This is a genomic window from Methanobrevibacter sp., assembly GCF_045603845.1.
GTDB lineage: Archaea > Methanobacteriota > Methanobacteria > Methanobacteriales > Methanobacteriaceae > Methanocatella.
The window spans coordinates 1-17,696 of record NZ_JAZUMY010000084.1; the positions used below are offsets into that span (position 1 = coordinate 1).

Consider the following 17,696-nt stretch of genomic DNA (forward strand, 5'->3'; position numbering starts at 1 on the left):
ATTTATTCACAAAAAAGCAGAAACTTTTTTAGTTACAGTAGATCCTGAAAAAAATCCAATTCCTTCATTAAATTCACATCCAGGACAAGAATTCAATTATGTTATTGAAGGAACAGTTAAAATTTACATACACAATAACGAAATTATTTTAAATGAAGATGATTCAATATTTTTTGATTCAACACATAGACATGCAATGGTAGCGCTAAATGACAAACCGGCTAAATTTTTAGCTGTATTAATGTAGAGGGTAGTTAATATGACATCTGTAATAGGAGATTTTGTTGAAAGAGTTGATTTTGACTCTTATGAAGATTTTTTCAAAAATTTTAAATTAAAATATAATGACGATTTTAACTTTGGATTTGATGTAGTGGACAAATATGCTGAAATTGACCCAGACAAAATCGCATTAATTTGGACTAATGATGAAGAAAAACATACTTTCACATTTAAGGATATGAAAGAGTACTCCAATAGAACTGCAAACCTATTTAAAAGTTTAGGTATCCAAAAAGGCGATAAAGTAATGCTTACTTTAAAAAACAGATATGAATGGTGGTTCTGCATGGTTGCACTACACAAGATTGGTGCAATAGCCATTCCAGCAACCCATATGTTAAAGCTTCATGATATTGATTTCAGATTAAAACAGGCCGAAGTAAAACTTGTGGTGTCTGTTGAAGAAGACACATTACTTCCAGATTATGAAGAAGCTGAAAAAGAATTAGATACTGACTTAACAAAACTTGTAATTGAAACCGACAGAGAAGGATGGATTAATTTCAATAAAGCCATTGAAAATCAAAGCCCAGAATTTGAAAGACCTACTGGTGAAGAAAAAACATATGCAGAAGAAATATTTCTTATTTATTTCACATCAGGAACAAGCGGCCTTCCAAAAATGGTTTCACATAAACATACATATGCATTAGGACATATTCCCACTGCAAAATACTGGCAGAATGTTGTAGAAGACGGTATTCACCATACTGCATCTGATACGGGTTGGGGAAAAGCAGTTTGGGGAAATCTCTATGGACAATGGATTGCAGGCACAGCAGTATTCATTTACGATTATGTTAGGTTCAATGGGATTAAATTACTTGAAAAAATTATTGAAAATAAAGTAACAACATTCTGTGCTCCACCAACAGTTTATAGATTCCTAATTAAAGAAAAAATTGAGGGATATGATTTTTCAAACATTACTTATGTTGCAACAGCAGGAGAACCTCTCCCTCCGGAAGTATCCAAAAGATTCAAAGATATTTCTGGTTTAACTATTAAAGAAGGATTCGGCCAAACTGAAACTACATTATCCATTGGAACATTTATATGGTTGGATGCAAAATTAGGTTCAATTGGAAAACCTTCCCCCTTATTTAATTTAGAATTATTAGATGAAAATGATAAAAAAGTAGAAATTGGTGAGGAAGGAGAACTTTGTTTTAAATTAGATGAAGATTCTCACAATCCCGGATTATTTAAGGAATATTATAAAGATTCTGTTAAACAAGCACAACAGATTCATGATGGATACTACCACTGCGGAGATACAGCATGGATTGATGAAGACGGATACGTTCACTTTGTCGGAAGAAACGATGACATAATCAAATCTTCAGGATACCGTATTGGACCATATGAAGTGGAAAGTGCTGTGTTATCTCACGAAGCAGTTACCAACTGTGCAATTACTGCTTATCCTGATGAAGTTAGAGGCCAAATTGTCAAAGCAACAATTATATTACAACCAGGCTTCGAGCCTTCAGAAGAACTTACAAAAGACATACAAAATCATGTTAAACGTGTTACAGCCCCTTATAAATACCCAAGAATGATTGAATACGTTGATGAAATTCCAGAAACAATCAGTGGTAAAATAAGAAGGGTAGAAATCAGAAATAAAGACAAAAACCAATAGGAGATTAAAATGACTGATGAAGAGATATCTTTTCCTGTTATTAATATAGAAGAATGCAAAGGATGTCAGAGATGTATTGTCGGATGTCCTCAAAATGCAATCTTGCTTTCAGATGAAATGAATAATGCAGGATATCAATATGCTTATTATAGTGGAAATGGATGTACGGGATGTAAAGACTGTTATTTTACTTGTCCAGAACCATTAGCACTTGAAGTACACCAATATAAAAAAATTGTTGACGATAAAATTGGTAAAATGATTAAAGCTAAAGTAGCTAATAAAGGGGGAAAATAAATGAGTAATCAAATGGTAAAGGGAAATACTGCAGTTATTATAGGAGCAATGTATGCTGGCTGTGATTGTTTCTTCGGATATCCAATTACTCCTGCAAGTGAAATTTTACACGAAGCATCAAAATACTTCCCGATGGTCGGAAGAAACTTTGTACAGGCAGAAAGTGAAGAAGCCTCCATCAATATGGTTTATGGAGCATCCGGTACAGGCCACAGGGTGATGACCGCTTCATCCGGACCAGGAATCAGTTTAATGCAGGAAGGTTTTACCTACCTTGCCGGTGCACAATTGCCTGCCGTTATTGTTGATATTATGAGAGCAGGTCCTGGACTTGGAAATATCGGCCCAGAACAAGGGGACTATAATCAGATTGTAAAAGGTGGAGGTCATGGAAACTACAAAAATATAGTTTTAGCTCCAAACAGCGTTCAGGAAATGTGTGATTTAACAATGAAAGCATTTGAATTGGCAGACAAATGGAGAAATCCAGTAGTTGTCCTAGCTGACGGAACACTCGGACAAATGGCCGAACCATTAGTATTCCCAACAGAAGCCATTGAACCGGAAATGGATGAATCCTGGGCAGTAAGAGGAAATAAAGCTACAATGGAAAACCTCATTACTTCAATTTATAATGACTTTGATGAACTGGAAGATTTCAACTATGAGCTTCAGGAAAAATATGCGAAAATTGATGCTGAAGAAGTTATTGTTGATGAATACCAGATAGACGATGCCGACATTGTTTTAGTATCCTATGGTATAAGTTCAAGAATTGCAAGGTCTGCTGTTGATAAAAGTCGTGAAAATGGATTGAAAGTCGGACTTTTACGACCAATAACATTATCTCCATTCCCAACAGAAAGAATCAAAGAACTATCCGACAAAGGAGTAAGTTTCATATCTGTTGAAATGAGTAACGGACAATTATTAGAAGACGTTCAATTTGCAGCATTGAGAAAAGAGGACACTCATCTTGTAAACAGGATGGGCGGAAACCTAATAGAACTCAAACATGTGCTTGCAAAAATCTATGAAATAGCTGGCTTTGAAGATGAAAATTTAGATACTTCAAAAAGAAGCAGCGAAAAGGCCAGCCCGAATATTATCGATTAAGGATGTGGAAAAATGAAACTAGAAGATTTAAAAAACAATGACAATTATGAATTACAGATACGCAGAAATCCACAATCCCTTTTAGAAGAATATCCCAGAAAAGGAACCAACATCACATCAACTCACTACTGTGCAGGTTGTGGACATGGAATTATACATAAATTGATTGCTGAATGTATGGATGAGCTTGGAATACAGGAAAGATGTGTTATGATTTCACCTGTCGGATGTTCAGTGTATGCTTACTTCTACTTTAACTGTGGAAACTACCAGACCGCACACGGAAGAGCTCCTGCAGTAGCTACAGGTATTTCAAGAGCAGAAGACAATGCGATTGTAATGAGTTACCAGGGAGATGGAGATTTAGCATCAATCGGTTTGAACGAAACTTTACAGGCTGCAAATCGTGGAGAAAAAATTGCGGTATTCTTTGTAAACAACACTGTTTACGGAATGACCGGTGGCCAGATGGCACCTACAACACTAATTGGTGAAAAGACAGTCACCTGTCAGAGCGGAAGAGATCCTGACTATGCAGGACACCCTACACACATGTGTGAATTGATCAACACATTAAAAGCACCCGTATTCATTGAAAGAGTATCCCTTGCAAATCCACTGAAAATCAGGCTTGCCAAATATGCAATCAAACAGGCATTGACAGTCCAGAAAGAAGGAAAAGGATATTCCTTCGTTGAAATATTATCACCTTGTCCTACAAACTTAAAACAGGATGTTGCAAGTGCTCAGAAATTTATTGAAGAACAGATGGAAAAAGAATTCCCTGTTAAAAACTTCAGAAATAACTTATACAAAAAAGAACCTATCCAAAGACCTGCCAGTGATTTCAGCAAAGAATCATTGGATAAAATATTTAATGTAAAAAGAGAAGAAGGATCAGGATACGTTGATGAGGACATTAAGCCAGTGAGCATTAAAGTCAGCGGATTCGGAGGACAAGGAGTCTTAAGTGCAGGACTTACCATAGCACAGGCAGCATGTGCCGAAGGAAAACATGTATCCTGGTATCCTAGCTACGGACCAGAACAAAGAGGAGGAAAATCAAACTGTTCAGTAGTGATATCCAATGAAACAATAGGAACTCCTGTAGTTGACGAAATGGATATTCTCATTGCGTTGAACAAGCCTTCCCTAGAGCAGTTCTCACAGGATGTGAAAGAAGGAGGAACCATACTTTACGATTCACACATCGGAGAGTTCACAACGGACAGGAACGTTAAAGTTATTCCAATGCCTTGTGTTGATATTGCAGAAGAACATGGAAATGCCAGAACTGCAAATACTGCACTTTTAGGTGCATTAACTGAATTAACAGATGTATTGAAAGCTGAATCTTACGAAAATGCTATTAAAGAAATGTTTGCTTCAAAACCTAAAGTCATTGATGTCAATATCGATGTATTGCATGCTGGAGCTAAATGGATTAAAGACAATTCATAGTAGTGTGATTATATGACCTATAAACAAAATGCTAAAGAATTTATTGAAAATAATGGTTTAGGTATAGGAGATAAAATCAAATTAAACAAGGAGGATATCTCTTATACTGGTATTTTGCTTGATAGACCAGAAGACGCTGATGATGGATATTTAGTTTTAAAACTATCAAGCGGTTATAACATTGGAGTAGCTATTGAAAATACTACTGCCGAGCTAATTGAAAAAGGGGAAAAGCCTAAAATTGGATTTGACAAAACTGAAATTCCAAAAGATGACTCAAAACAAAACATCTCAATCGTATCCACCGGAGGAACCGTGTCTTCAGTTATTGATTACAGGACTGGAGCTGTGCATCCTGCATTTACAGCATCAGACTTGGTAAAAGCCAACCCTGAATTACTGGATTATGCTAATTATAACGTTAAGGCATTATATAATATATTAAGTGAAAATATGAAGCCTGAATACTGGGTTAAAGCAGCCAAAGAAATAGCGAACGACATTTCAGAAGGCACAGACGGTGTTGTAATCGCCCATGGAACCGATACAATGCATTATACATCAGCTGCATTAAGCTTCATGTTAAAAACCCCAGTTCCAATAATTATCACTGGTGCTCAAAGAAGTTCGGACAGACCTTCAAGCGACGCCAACATTAACTTAATTGATTCTGTGATTGCTGCGAAATCAGATATTGCGGAAGTATGTGTCTGTATGCACGGAAGTCTTAATGACAAATATACATTCTTACACAAAGGCACTAAGGTTAGAAAAATGCACACAAGCAGAAGAGATACCTTCAGAAGCATTAACGCTCAGCCGATAGCAAAAATCGAAGATAAAAAAATCACTACTAATCCGGAATATAATTATACTAAAAGAGGAGAAAATGACTTGGAGATGAATACTGCTATTGAAGAAAAAGTCGGATTCATTAAAAGTTTTCCGGGAATATCTGAAGAATATATTGAATATCACATTGACAAAGGATATAAAGGGCTTGTTATTGAAGGAACCGGTCTTGGACATGTTCCGAATAACATGATTGACTCATTTAAAAGAGCACAAGATGAGAATATACCTGTCATCATGACATCACAGTGCCTTTATGGTAGGGTGAATATGAATGTTTACTCAACCGGCCGTGAAATACTTGATGCAGGTGTGATATCCGGACTTGACATGACTCCTGAAACGACTTATGTAAAATTATGCTGGGCATTAGGTCAAAGCGACGATTACAATAAAGTGAAAGAGATTATGCAAGAAAATATTGCAGGTGAATTTAGTAAAAAATCTTCAATCAGAGATTTCTTAAACTAGGGTGTTAATATGGATTATGAAAAATTAGGATTAAAAATGGGACTTGAAATTCACCAACAATTAAACAGTGAGCATAAATTATTCTGTCCTTGTAAAACAGAACTTGTTGATGATGATTTTGATGAATTGGTTCAAAGAAAATTAAGGCCAACACAATCAGAACTAGGGGAAATTGACAGGGCAGCTTTACAGGAATCATTAAGAGGACTGAATTTCAAATATGAAAACTTTGAAAAACACACTTGCCTTGTTGAAAACGATGATGAACCACCTCACAGCCTAAATGAAGAAGCACTGGATATCTGTATTACTATCGCATGCTTAATGAATATGCATATTGTTGATGAATTCCATACAATGAGAAAACAAGTTATTGACGGAAGTAATACTGGCGGTTTTCAAAGAACAGGTATGGTTGCAACTGATGGTTATTTAGATACTCCTTATGGAAGAGTAATAATTGAAAGCCTTGGTCTTGAAGAGGATGCTGCAAGAAGAGTTGAAACCAAAGACGGATTTACCGAATTCAGATTAGACAGATTAGGTATTCCATTGGCTGAAATTACAACTGACCCTTCAATGCACCACCCTGATCAGGTAAGAGAAGTTGCATATATGCTCGGTCAAATTTTAAGAAGCACTAACGTTAAAAGAGGTCTCGGTACAATCAGACAGGATTTAAACATTTCAATTGCTGAAGGCGCACGTGTTGAAATCAAAGGTGTGCAGGATTTGGACTTAATGGCAGAAATCGTGAATCGTGAAGTTACAAGACAGCTTGAACTAATTGACATTAAAAAACAATTAACTGAAAGAAATGCGGAAGTCCTTGAAGAGATCCATGATTTGGATGAACTATTCACAGATACCGAATCCAAAATTTTAAAATCAGCGCAAACTATTAAAGCGGTTGTTTTAAAAGGATTTGATGGATTGATTGGTCGTGAAGTACAACCAGGAAGAAGATTTGGTACTGAAATTGCAAGTTATGCTAAAAAACGTGGAGTATCAGGCATCTTCCATAGTGATGAACTTCCAGCATACGGAATAACACAGGAAGAGGTTGATAAAGTAACCGAATATCTAGATATTGGTGATGATGATGCATTCATTATAGTGGCCCACGATGAAGACATTGCAATATCTGCACTGGAAGAAGTTAAAAGAAGAGCACAATTAGGTCTGGACGGTGTTGTAGAAGAAACCCGTAAAGCTTTAGATGACGGTAATACAGAATATATGAGGCCGCTTCCTACAGCAAACAGGATGTATTTGGAAACAGACATTCCATTATTTAAAATAACTTCTGAAAGAGTTGAACCTATTGCAAACAACTTGCCTGAATTGCCTGACGTTAAACAAGAAAGAATCGTTGAGCAATACTCATTAAGTGAAGATTTAGCTACGCAGCTTGTTAAAAGACAAACCGCAGACACTTTTGAAGATATCCTGAAAGATGTTGATGTGGATGCGACTCCTGTAGCATCACTTCTTGCATATGATTTGCGTGAAATCAAAAGAGAAGGATATGACACCAACATATTAACTTTAGATCACTTCAAAGGAATATTCACATTATTATCCGAAAGCAAAATTGCAAAAGACAGCGTTCGCAAATTAACTATCGAAACAATCAAAAATCCTGATGAAGACGTCTCAAAAATCGCTGAAACAAATAATTTAACAATGCTCAGCGAAGAGGATGTGGCCAAAATCATTGCAGACATTGTTGCCAATAACGAAGCTATGGTAAAAGAACGTCAAATGGGTGCTATGGGTCCTTTAATGGGTATGAGTATGAAACAGCTCAAAGGAAAAGCCGACGGTAGTCTCGTTAACAAAATCGTTCGTGAAGAAATTCAAAAATTAATATAGGGAAGCTCCAAAGAGTTTTCCAAAAATCTCTTTTTTTAAATTTTAGGTAAACCTAAAAAAATAGAAACTTTTATATAGTATAAGATATAACATTATAACTAGAGATGTAAAATTTAGGATAACCTAAAAAACACATTTCTTGGATTACATTATTGTCCATATAACTCTTCAAATTATTATCAAGTTAGTTTTCCACAATTTTCTAATTTGATAAAAATGGAAAATATTATCTGCCAATATAATTTTCCAAAGTACAGGGTGTTTACTGTGCGAAAAAACACCCCATATTATCTCTTTTTACATGAAAAATTCCATTTCCTTTCGAGACATATCATTTTCCATGGCATTTTCCTTTTCGGCAAAATAATTTTCACCATCAAAAGATCTTGCATTTTCACTGCAAATGTTAATGCACAGACTGCAGTTGTCGCACAAATCAAGATTTGTTTCAATAGGATTATCCTCCTCAATAGCCTCAACAGGACATGTATATACACAGTCATTACAGTAAACACAGAGATTTTCATCGCATTTCACATCAAATGAATGATTCACATAATCTGCAAAAGGCTTTTGACCTGAGACAAAAATTTCATTTGTTTTTCCAGATTCCAATTTTTCAATCAGATTTTGTGAAAACTCATTAAGCATTTTCATATCCAGATTATCAGGCCTTTTTGAAGCAATTTCATTGAATAATGAATGTTTACTGACAGTTGAAGCTGCTCCAATGACGTCAAAATTATTCTCTTTAAGCAAATCCACCAATTCCAACAAAGCATCACCATAACCTAAACCGCCATAGTTAATTACAGCCACTGCTTTTGTATTATTTCCTTTTAATTGTGATAAACGGTCCCTTGCCATTTTTGGAAGTCTGCCATCAAAAACTGGCATTCCTACAATAACAAGTTCATCATCAAAATTCACACTATCATCAAAACTCAACAAATCATAATTTTCATTGTCAAGCTCGAAATTTTTTGCTATTTCATCAACAACTCTTTTAGTAGTTCCTGATGGACTAAAATATATTTTTGAAACTTTTTTAAATGGTAACATTCTATCACCTTGCTTTATTGTTAAAAAAATAGATATTTAAAGATTTTGTAACCAAAACGTAACCATTGATATGAATAAGCAAACATTAACATAATATAAATTATTTTAAAAATTCAATAATAATATAAAAAATAATCTAAAAAGATTAAATTACATTATAAATAATATTATGCAATCAAAAACTAAAAATAATCAATAAAAAATGAATTTATGACAAATAATCCATAATTTACGATGATAAAAAAAGTAACATCAATGAAAAACTTTATAAATTCATATTTAAATAATTATATTCAAAGGAGGTGAAAATATAAAGAAAGGCCTAATCTTATTAATTTTTTTATGCTTAATAATGATTCCTTATGTTTCTGCTGAAAATGTGACGATTGACAATTCAATGTCCATACAAGACGCTGTAAACACTGTAAGTGATAATGATACAATATTTTTATCACCAGGAACATATGTCGAATCAGGAATAAAAATTGATAAAAATATTACTTTACAGGGAATTGGAAGTGCAGATGGAGTAATAATCGATGGGGACCATAAAAATACCATCATATTAGTTAACTCCGTTAGCCAAGTAAAATTCTTTAATCTTACATTCATCAACGGGAAAAGTCCAGATTATGGTGGAGCGATTCATTCAGAATTAGGTGGACAAATTTACGTTGACAGTTGTAATTTCTTCAATAATAGTGCTAGAGAAAACGGTGGCGCTATTGACATTGCTGGAGAGCAACACAGAATAAAATGGCAAGTATTTACCAATTACGGATTCTTAAATGCTACCAATTGTAATTTTATCAATAATACCGCATACCATGATGGGGGTGCACTCGCCACATATTGGGGAAACTCATATGTTTACAATTCAGTATTCAAATCAAATTATGCAGAACGTGACGGCGGATCTGTACGTGTTGGAGTTTATTCAACTACATTAACTGAAAACTGTACTTTTGACAACAATACCGCAAAAGAATGGGGTGGGGCTCTTTATAACTGGCCAGGTGAATTAACAGTTAACAATTGTACGATTTCTAACAATTATGCTGGAACACAAGGTGGGGCGATGATTACATCCGGACCATTAACGGTTACCAATTCAAAAATCATTAACAATAGTGCTTTAAGAAAAGGTGGTGTAATCTATATTGCTGAAGAAACTCCTCACATTCCGTCAACTGTTATATTTGAAAACAATTACATTGAAGGAAATACTGCCAAAGTTGGATCTCTGGTTTACGCTGATGAAACAACTGCAACAGGAACAAATTTCAATAATAATTATTGGGATATCGATCCAAATAGTGATGGTTGGAATAAGGCATTTATCACTAATGATTTAATAAATAATCCTACAACATTCCTTGATGAAAATGGAAATACTATTACAGTAACTCCAAAAGAAGAAACTTCAAATCCAGAAAATAATAATCCTGTTCCTGAAGAAAAAACTAACGATACTGAAATTCCAGAAGTTATCAACGAAACAAACAATACTGATAAAAATATTGATAACACCACCAATGCAACAATACCTGAAAACACAAACAACACACAAAGCAATACTACAATACCTGAAAATACAAACAGTGATGCTGTTAATACTAACGCAAATACTTTGGATGAAATAATTGTAAATATTATTGAAAGTGCAAATGCTCAAAATAACTCCACAACTGTCTTAGACACAAATATTGGTTTAGATAACGCACAGAATAGTGAATCCCAAAATCAAGAATCATCCGAAAGCAGTGCCGGACAAAACAATGCACATGAAATAGTTAAAAAAGATGTTGCAAAACAGACCGAACAATCACCACTACCATATATAGCAGCAATTTTAATTATTTTAATCATATTAGGATATGGATATTATAGAAATAGTAAGAAAGACTAATTCTTATTATTTTTTCTTTTTTTAATTTTAAATAATACTTTTTCCAAAAAAGCGAAAATTTAGAATGTTGTATAGTTGAATATACAACAAAAATATCTAATAGTTATATCTCTCAGATAAATAGATATAAATGAAAAATGCAATTACTAAAACAATAATTACAGGCAATAACCACATAAATATCTTTAAAATCACAACTGCAATTAATATTGCAATAATTACAAATGCTAAATCTCTAAGTTCCATGTAAAATTATTATATTATCACTAGTATTTAAAGTTTTGATACAAAGTATAATAAATGAAAAAAGCCAAAAATAATAATATAATATTTTGGAGCATAACATGACAATCATAGTGATTAATAATAAAGGTCAATATAACCATAGAATTCAGCGCAGTTTACAATATTTAAAAATTGATTCCGAATTGGTGTCAAATACATTAAGTATTGAAGAAATCGAAGCTAAAAATCCTACAGGTTTGATTTTAGGCGGAGGCCCTTCACTTGAAGGAGCAGGAAACAGTGAAGAATACATTAAGTACTTTGACATACCTATTTTAGGAATATGTCTTGGTCACCAGTTAATTGCTAAAACATATGGTGGAGAAGTATCTACTTCAAACACTGAAAGTTATGCTCAAGTTAAAATTAATATTAATAATGATGAAAATTTATTTGAGGGACTGGCTCCAGAAATGGAAGTTTGGTCATCCCATAAGGATGAAGTCAAAAGCATCCCCGATGAATTTGAAATCTTAGCTAATTCAAAATTATGTGATATCGAATCCTTTAAACATAAAGATAAAGAGGTGTATGGAATACAATTCCATCCGGAAGTACACCATACCCCAAAAGGATCCCAGATATTTGAAAATTTCTATAAAATATGTAAACAATAGGTGTAACGATGATTAATAACGCAGAAGACTTAAAGGAAAAAGCATTGGAAAATAAAGCAGGATTAAAAAAACAATATGTCAACATACCAATTGGTGATGAAGAATACGGTTTTAGAATTTCCGGTATTGGAGCAAAATCAGTTAAATTAGAAAAATATGTCAAATATGATGAAATCTTTGAAGCTTTAGAAGCTGGAAATGATACTGGTTTGGAATCCATCATCAAACAAATCATTGAAGATTATGAAGAAGAAGATGAAGAAGAAGAGTAAGTGATTATAATGTTAAGCCCAAAAGAATTTATTGAAGATGCAATTCAAAAAATCAAAGACCAAATTGGTGATGAAAAAGCAATTATAGCACTTTCTGGAGGAGTTGACAGTTCAGTTTGTTCTGTTTTAGTTCAGGAAGCTATCGGTGATAATTTGACTGCTGTTTTTGTTGACCATGGTCTTTTAAGAGAAGGAGAAGTTGAACAGGTTACCAATACATTCAAAGACAGATTAAATTTCAAATTTGTTGACGCTTCAGATGAATTTATGGATCAGCTTGCAGGTGTTGAAGATCCTGAAGAAAAAAGAAAAATCATCGGAAGAGTATTCATCGAAGTCTTTGAAAGAGAAGCTATCAAATCAGGAGCAAAATATTTAGTTCAAGGTACTATTGCCCCAGATTGGATTGAAAGTGATGGAAAAATCAAATCACACCATAATCTAGCACTTCCAAGTGGAATGGAATTGGAATTATGTGAACCAATCCGTGATTTATACAAAGACGAAGTAAGAGAAATTGGTGATGAACTGGATTTACCGAAAACAACCGTTTACAGACAACCTTTCCCAGGACCAGGACTTGGAGTTAGAGTTATCGGAGACTTAACAAGAGAAAATGTTGAAATCTGTAGAAAAGCAAATAAAATTGTCTGTGACGAAGTTGAGAAGGCAGGACTTGATGAAGAAGTATGGCAATATTTCGCCGTATTGACTGACAGCAAAGCCACTGGTGTAAAAGGAGACCAAAGAGACTTCGGATATCTGGTTATTGTAAGAATAGTTAATTCCGTTGATGCAATGACTGCATATGTTCCGCAATTGCCTTGGGATGTTGTTCAAACCATCTCAAAAAGAATAACCTCTGAAATATCAGAAGTAACTCATGTTGCTTTATCAATAAGTGACAAACCACCAGCAACTATCGAATTTTGTTAAATAAGAGATTTATTCTCTTAACTTTTTTTATTTATTATTATGATTACATCTAAAAATGCTTATTTGGCCAAATTAACCGAACAGATACAGATGAAATCTGTTAAGGTTGGAAAAAATCTCGAAGGAAGTACCCCACCATCCGTTTTTATTGGAAGATGGTCTTATCCAAAAGTTTATGCTGGACCTATGATGGTCGGAGAAGCCGGAGACACATCCATTATGGATTCACCGGAATCATGGATTGGCCAGAATAAGCAGCAAGAGGACATTATTAATTATCGTATGAATCTTGTACGTGGAAAACAGTTGATTAAAATAGATGATTTGGAAAATCCCTTCGTTGAAAAACTTCAGGATATTTCCCTTGCATCAACCTCAATTGACAGCGAAGCTACTTTTGGAAAAACACCTACAGGATCAATGCTAAGTGAAGACAGCATGCCTCACGGCCCAAGTGCAGTCATTGAAAGATTTGATATTGATGCGGTCAAATGGGACAGGCAGCTTGAAAAGACATTTTATGATACTGACTTGAAAGCAATTGATGCGGTTGTAAACCTGCACAATAAAGAAGTTCCATTTAGCGCGATGCAAAAAGCATTTTCAGTTGGGGCAATAGGAACTAAAAACAAAAGAAAATTGGTTCCAACAAGATGGTCAATTACCGCTTGCGATTCAACATTGGCAGATCAGTTTTTAAAAGAAGTAAGAAAATTCGAAAAGATTGATACATACAGAGTCTATGAATTCGGAAGCCTTAACAATTATTATGTAATCATTTTAACACCTACGGAATGGCAATACGAATGGTACGAAGCATTTATTAAAATTATGGGTAATGAAGAGCTGATATATTCGGATTATGAAACAAACGGCGGTAAAAAAGAATATTCCATTGTCGGAGGATGTTATTATACCGCAAAAATGGCAGTTCTTGATTATTTGCTGAAAAATAAAAAGCAATCAGGATTATTGATTTTAAGAGAAGCTTATGAAGGATATGTTCCATTAGGTGTATTTAATGTTAGGGAAAATATTAAAGAGGCTATGCAAAAGCCATATAAAGAATTTGAAACTTTAAATGAATGTTTAAAATATGCAGGAACTAAATTAACTATTCCAATAAGCAAATATGTAAAACAAGGTACTCTGATGAACGAAATGCTTCACACAAAACAGACCACTCTGGATATGTACTTTAAAAAATGATAATATGATGTTTGAATTCAAATCTCCCAAAAAAGAAACGAAAAAAATAATGTCTGACGTTGCACTTGGAAAACTGGATAACATTAATTTTGAAAAGGAATGTGAAGAAAAAATAAAGGAACTGACAAATTCCGAATTTGCAAAAGTTACTTCAAGCGGAAATAACAGCATTTTTGTAGCCTTAAGTTCTGTGAAAGGAAGTGTTATCATTCCGGATCAAGGAGGATGGCATGGATTTAAACAGATTGCCAAATTTTTAGGAAAGGAAATAATCTCTCTTAAAACTGATTTGGGAATTATCAATCCAAATGAATTGAATGAAATGGATATTCCAGATAATTCCGCGTTAATATTTACAAGTTTCGCAGGCTATACTGGCGAACAGGACACTAAAAGCATTTCTAAATATTGTAAAAATAATGGAATAACAACAATTGAAGATGCATCGGCAGGAATCGGCGATGAAAAGGAATTATTAGGAAACTGCAAAATTTCAGATATTGTTATTGCATCAACAGGACAGCCAAAAATGATTAATGTTGGATCAGGCGGATTTATCACAACCAATGATGAAAATTTATTTGATGAAACATCACTTCCATTAAAATTAAGCAAAACTAATGAAATTATATGTAGTGGTATACATGAAGAAATTAAAGATGTGAAAAATAATCTTCAACTCACATTAAATGCAACAGAGCATCTAAAAAAACACATTCCTGACTCAATACATAATGAAAAAAGAGGCGTTAATTTAATTATATTGGACGATGATGCCAAGCAAAAAACTTGGGAACTGAAAAAACAATTGCCGATAAATAAAAGCGGATTTATCAATAAATGTCCTAATTACAACAGGGTAAAAACAAAAGCCATTTCGATTGAAATAAAAAATTTAAATTATAATTGCCTCAAAAATGAATATTTGGATAAGATAATCGATGCAGTTAATAATCTGCAACAAGCCTAGATATCCTGTCAATTAAAATGTCTTCAACATCCATTATTTCCAATTCTTCATCATTAATTGAATAAATCTCCTTTAAGCTATCAATATTAGGACTTAAAACACTCTCATCCAAAGCAAATAATGAGGATAACTCTGAAGTATAATCATCACAGCCAATTAAAATTACACATAGATTCATTGGTCCTTCCTTGAGTCCCAATAAATCAAAAGCACGGGAAATCTGTCTTTGAGCAGAACATCGAAGACATATTTCAACACTTAAATCATTGGCAAGATTCTGACTTCTCTCAAAAGCAAGAACTGCCTGATTTACGCCATGTTCAATATGTCTAACGCCGGCAACGGCATCAGCATTCAGCAATTGAATAATCTCATCATCTTTTTTAATAGAATTAATCTGATTTAATGTATCACCTACAGAAGAAATTTCGCCTTTAAAACCTAAAATCTGTAAATCCATAATAATTACTCCTGAAGCAATCTATTAACACCTGAAATATAAGCTTTAACACTTGCATCAATGATGTCTGGCTCAGTACCCCTTGCAGATATGATCCTATCTCCTTTCTGAAGCTTGACTATTACATCAATTATTGCATCCGTACCTCCGGTAATAGCATCTACGTGATATTCTATGAAATCAATATCATTGAATATATCTAGAGAATTGATGGCGTTAATTGCTGCATCCACAGGACCGATACCGACACCAGCATTTAAAATCTCTTCTCCATCCACATTTAACTTAACAGATGCGGTAGGCATTACCTTATTTCCGGATACTATAGTAACATCCTCAAGTTTAATTCTATCCTCATGATTGATATCCAAAACATTATCCGCAATTGCCTGCAAATCAACATCAGTAACTGTCTTACCTTTATCCGCAAGTTCTTTGATATTATTGCAAATTTGCTGAAGTTGATTCTTATCAACATTCAATCCCAATTCCTTCAATCTTGAATCAAGCCCATGAGTTCCCATATGTTTTCCTATAATAAATTTGCGGCTACGACCTACAAGTTCTGGAGTCATAGGTTCATAAGTAGCAGAATTTTTAATTATACCGTCTGAATGAATTCCTGATTCATGAGCAAAAGCATTTTCTCCAACAATGGCCTTGTTAGGCTGAATATAAACACCAGTCAAACGGGCAACAAGTTTAGAAATATCATAAATTTCATGAATCTTGATGTCTGTAGAAAAGTCTGGCAGCAAACGGTCAATGCTGACAACACATTCCTCAAAAGAGGTATTGCCTGCACGTTCACCTATACCATTAACCGTAGAATGAAATTCGACAGCACCACCTTTAAGAGCAGACAGAGTATTGGCAACTGCAAGCCCGAAATCATTATGACAATGACATGAAACTGGTGCATCGATATCTCTCAAAGCATTGAAAAGTTCAAAGGAAGCATCAGGTGTTAAAATTCCGACAGTGTCACACACACAGACTCTATCAGCACCATGTTCTATTCCATTTAAAAAAACATTTCTTAAAAAATTCACATCACTTCGAGATGCATCTTCAGCAGATAATTCAACAGCAAGCCCATGATCTTTACAGTAATCAACAGCGGAATTGGACATTTTGATTAATTCATCTTTAGTGATTTTAAGCTTATCGAAGATATGTAAATCTGAAGTAGGAACAACCAAATTAACAGCATCAACATCACAATCCAGACAATAATCTATATCTGTAGTTAAAGGTCTTGAAAAACTTAAAATTTCAGCATTGAACCCCTGAGAGGTAATCTCTTTAATGGATTTTCTTTCACCTTCAGAAGTAATTGCAGAACCGGCTTCGATAAAATCAACACCAATCTCATCCAATTTAGAAGCGATTCTTAATTTTTCCATAGAGGTTAAAGAAACACCGGGAGTTTGTTCTCCATCACGTAAAGTTGTATCCAAAACTTTAATTTTCATAAAATCACCAAAATAGATAAATAAGAACAATAAAAAAAAAACAAATCAAAAATAGTAAAATAATTGTAATAGAGAAAGCTTGCAGCGAAATGAAATTCCCATAGAAAACCATAGTACACAAACAAAACACAAAAGGACTTCACTACTGGGAACGAAACGAGACCAGGTATAACCCCCATGCTATGACCGCAATACTTACCTATTACATATGAGTATGAAAAATAAATTATAATTAGTGCAACTTTCACCCTTACTGTTAACACCTAACCAAATTATTATTAAACTACATATCATTCTTTAAGAATGTATAAGTTTACTAACAATTAAAATAATGCAAGCGAACAATTGGAAGCAGCGGACTCAACAACTCGGAAAAAAAACCTCGAAGCTTACATCCCTACCCCATCAAACAAGTCTTCTACTCGCGTCCTAAGCAATCTATTTTCAGGGGATACCTCAGGCTTAGATGCTTTCAGCCTTTATCACCTAGCGCGTAGCTGCC

At 34.2% G+C, this 17,696-nt stretch carries 17 protein-coding genes and 2 rRNA genes; 13 read left to right on the forward strand and 6 right to left on the reverse strand.

All coding sequences use genetic code 11. From position 1 onward, the window contains the following. From ACKI2W_RS08290 to gatE, 7 genes are all read left to right on the forward strand, one after another. On the forward strand, positions 1 to 247 hold a 247-nt coding region (locus ACKI2W_RS08290), incomplete at its 5' end, for a cupin domain-containing protein (RefSeq protein ID WP_407381083.1). A gap of 12 nt (positions 248 to 259) precedes the next feature. Continuing rightward, entirely contained in the window at positions 260 to 1,927 is a 1,668-nt protein-coding gene (locus ACKI2W_RS08295) for an AMP-binding protein (protein ID WP_407381085.1), read from the forward strand. Positions 1,928 to 1,936: 9 nt separating this feature from the next. Then, positions 1,937 to 2,224, forward strand: a complete 288-nt coding sequence (locus ACKI2W_RS08300; protein WP_407381087.1) for a 4Fe-4S dicluster domain-containing protein — start codon at positions 1,937 to 1,939, stop codon at positions 2,222 to 2,224. Then, complete coding sequence (locus ACKI2W_RS08305; RefSeq protein WP_407381089.1) at positions 2,225 to 3,340, forward strand: 3-methyl-2-oxobutanoate dehydrogenase subunit VorB; 1,116 nt, start codon at positions 2,225 to 2,227, stop codon at positions 3,338 to 3,340. A gap of 12 nt (positions 3,341 to 3,352) precedes the next feature. Continuing rightward, the gene (locus ACKI2W_RS08310; RefSeq protein WP_407381091.1) at positions 3,353 to 4,801 is read left to right on the forward strand and encodes a 2-oxoacid:acceptor oxidoreductase family protein; all 1,449 of its coding nucleotides are present in this window, start codon (positions 3,353 to 3,355) and stop codon (positions 4,799 to 4,801) included. Positions 4,802 to 4,813: 12 nt separating this feature from the next. Next, positions 4,814 to 6,124, forward strand: coding sequence for a Glu-tRNA(Gln) amidotransferase subunit GatD (gene gatD, locus ACKI2W_RS08315; protein WP_407381093.1), 1,311 nt, complete (start codon positions 4,814 to 4,816; stop codon positions 6,122 to 6,124). Positions 6,125 to 6,133: 9 nt separating this feature from the next. Continuing rightward, a complete protein-coding gene (gatE, locus tag ACKI2W_RS08320) occupies positions 6,134 to 7,999 on the forward strand; it encodes a Glu-tRNA(Gln) amidotransferase subunit GatE (protein ID WP_407381095.1) in 1,866 nt (621 codons plus the stop codon). A 297-nt stretch (positions 8,000 to 8,296) separates the two neighbouring features. On the opposite strand, the gene ACKI2W_RS08325 is transcribed toward gatE, so the two are convergent. Beyond that, a complete protein-coding gene (locus tag ACKI2W_RS08325) occupies positions 8,297 to 9,061 on the reverse strand; it encodes a 4Fe-4S binding protein (protein WP_407381097.1) in 765 nt (254 codons plus the stop codon). Positions 9,062 to 9,413: 352 nt separating this feature from the next. Between ACKI2W_RS08325 and ACKI2W_RS08330 the strand changes: the two genes are divergently transcribed. Further along, positions 9,414 to 10,970, forward strand: a complete 1,557-nt coding sequence (locus tag ACKI2W_RS08330) for a hypothetical protein (protein ID WP_407381099.1) — start codon at positions 9,414 to 9,416, stop codon at positions 10,968 to 10,970. Positions 10,971 to 11,066: 96 nt separating this feature from the next. Here the strand turns inward: ACKI2W_RS08330 and ACKI2W_RS08335 are convergent, their stop codons facing one another. Continuing rightward, positions 11,067 to 11,216, reverse strand: coding sequence for a hypothetical protein (locus ACKI2W_RS08335; protein ID WP_407381101.1), 150 nt, complete (start codon positions 11,214 to 11,216; stop codon positions 11,067 to 11,069). Positions 11,217 to 11,314: 98 nt separating this feature from the next. Between ACKI2W_RS08335 and ACKI2W_RS08340 the strand changes: the two genes are divergently transcribed. Genes ACKI2W_RS08340 through ACKI2W_RS08360 form a run of 5 tightly spaced genes read left to right on the forward strand, consistent with a single transcriptional unit; the run spans position 11,315 to position 15,259 of the window. Further along, a complete protein-coding gene (locus ACKI2W_RS08340) occupies positions 11,315 to 11,872 on the forward strand; it encodes a GMP synthase subunit A (protein WP_407381103.1) in 558 nt (185 codons plus the stop codon). An 8-nt stretch (positions 11,873 to 11,880) separates the two neighbouring features. Then, positions 11,881 to 12,144, forward strand: coding sequence for a hypothetical protein (locus ACKI2W_RS08345; protein ID WP_407381105.1), 264 nt, complete (start codon positions 11,881 to 11,883; stop codon positions 12,142 to 12,144). 9 nt (positions 12,145 to 12,153) lie between these two features. Beyond that, positions 12,154 to 13,080, forward strand: a complete 927-nt coding sequence (gene guaA / locus ACKI2W_RS08350; RefSeq protein WP_407381107.1) for a glutamine-hydrolyzing GMP synthase — start codon at positions 12,154 to 12,156, stop codon at positions 13,078 to 13,080. Positions 13,081 to 13,119: 39 nt separating this feature from the next. After that, on the forward strand, positions 13,120 to 14,289 hold the full coding sequence (locus tag ACKI2W_RS08355) for a hypothetical protein (RefSeq protein WP_407381109.1): 1,170 nt from the start codon (positions 13,120 to 13,122) through the stop codon (positions 14,287 to 14,289). Positions 14,290 to 14,293: 4 nt separating this feature from the next. Then, positions 14,294 to 15,259: a DegT/DnrJ/EryC1/StrS family aminotransferase gene (locus ACKI2W_RS08360; RefSeq protein ID WP_407381111.1), complete on the forward strand. Its 966-nt coding sequence runs from the start codon at positions 14,294 to 14,296 to the stop codon at positions 15,257 to 15,259. Here the strand turns inward: ACKI2W_RS08360 and cgi121 are convergent. From cgi121 to ACKI2W_RS08380, 4 genes are all read right to left on the reverse strand, one after another. After that, entirely contained in the window at positions 15,237 to 15,719 is a 483-nt protein-coding gene (cgi121, locus tag ACKI2W_RS08365; RefSeq protein WP_407381113.1) for a KEOPS complex subunit Cgi121, read from the reverse strand. The genes ACKI2W_RS08360 and cgi121 overlap by 23 nt on opposite strands. A 5-nt stretch (positions 15,720 to 15,724) precedes the next feature. Next, positions 15,725 to 17,194: a (R)-citramalate synthase gene (locus ACKI2W_RS08370; protein ID WP_407381115.1), complete on the reverse strand. Its 1,470-nt coding sequence runs from the start codon at positions 17,192 to 17,194 to the stop codon at positions 15,725 to 15,727. Between the two features lie 76 nt (positions 17,195 to 17,270). Beyond that, a 5S ribosomal RNA gene (gene rrf / locus ACKI2W_RS08375) occupies positions 17,271 to 17,388 on the reverse strand. A gap of 131 nt (positions 17,389 to 17,519) precedes the next feature. Beyond that, a 23S ribosomal RNA gene (locus ACKI2W_RS08380) occupies positions 17,520 to 17,696 on the reverse strand; the annotation flags it as partial.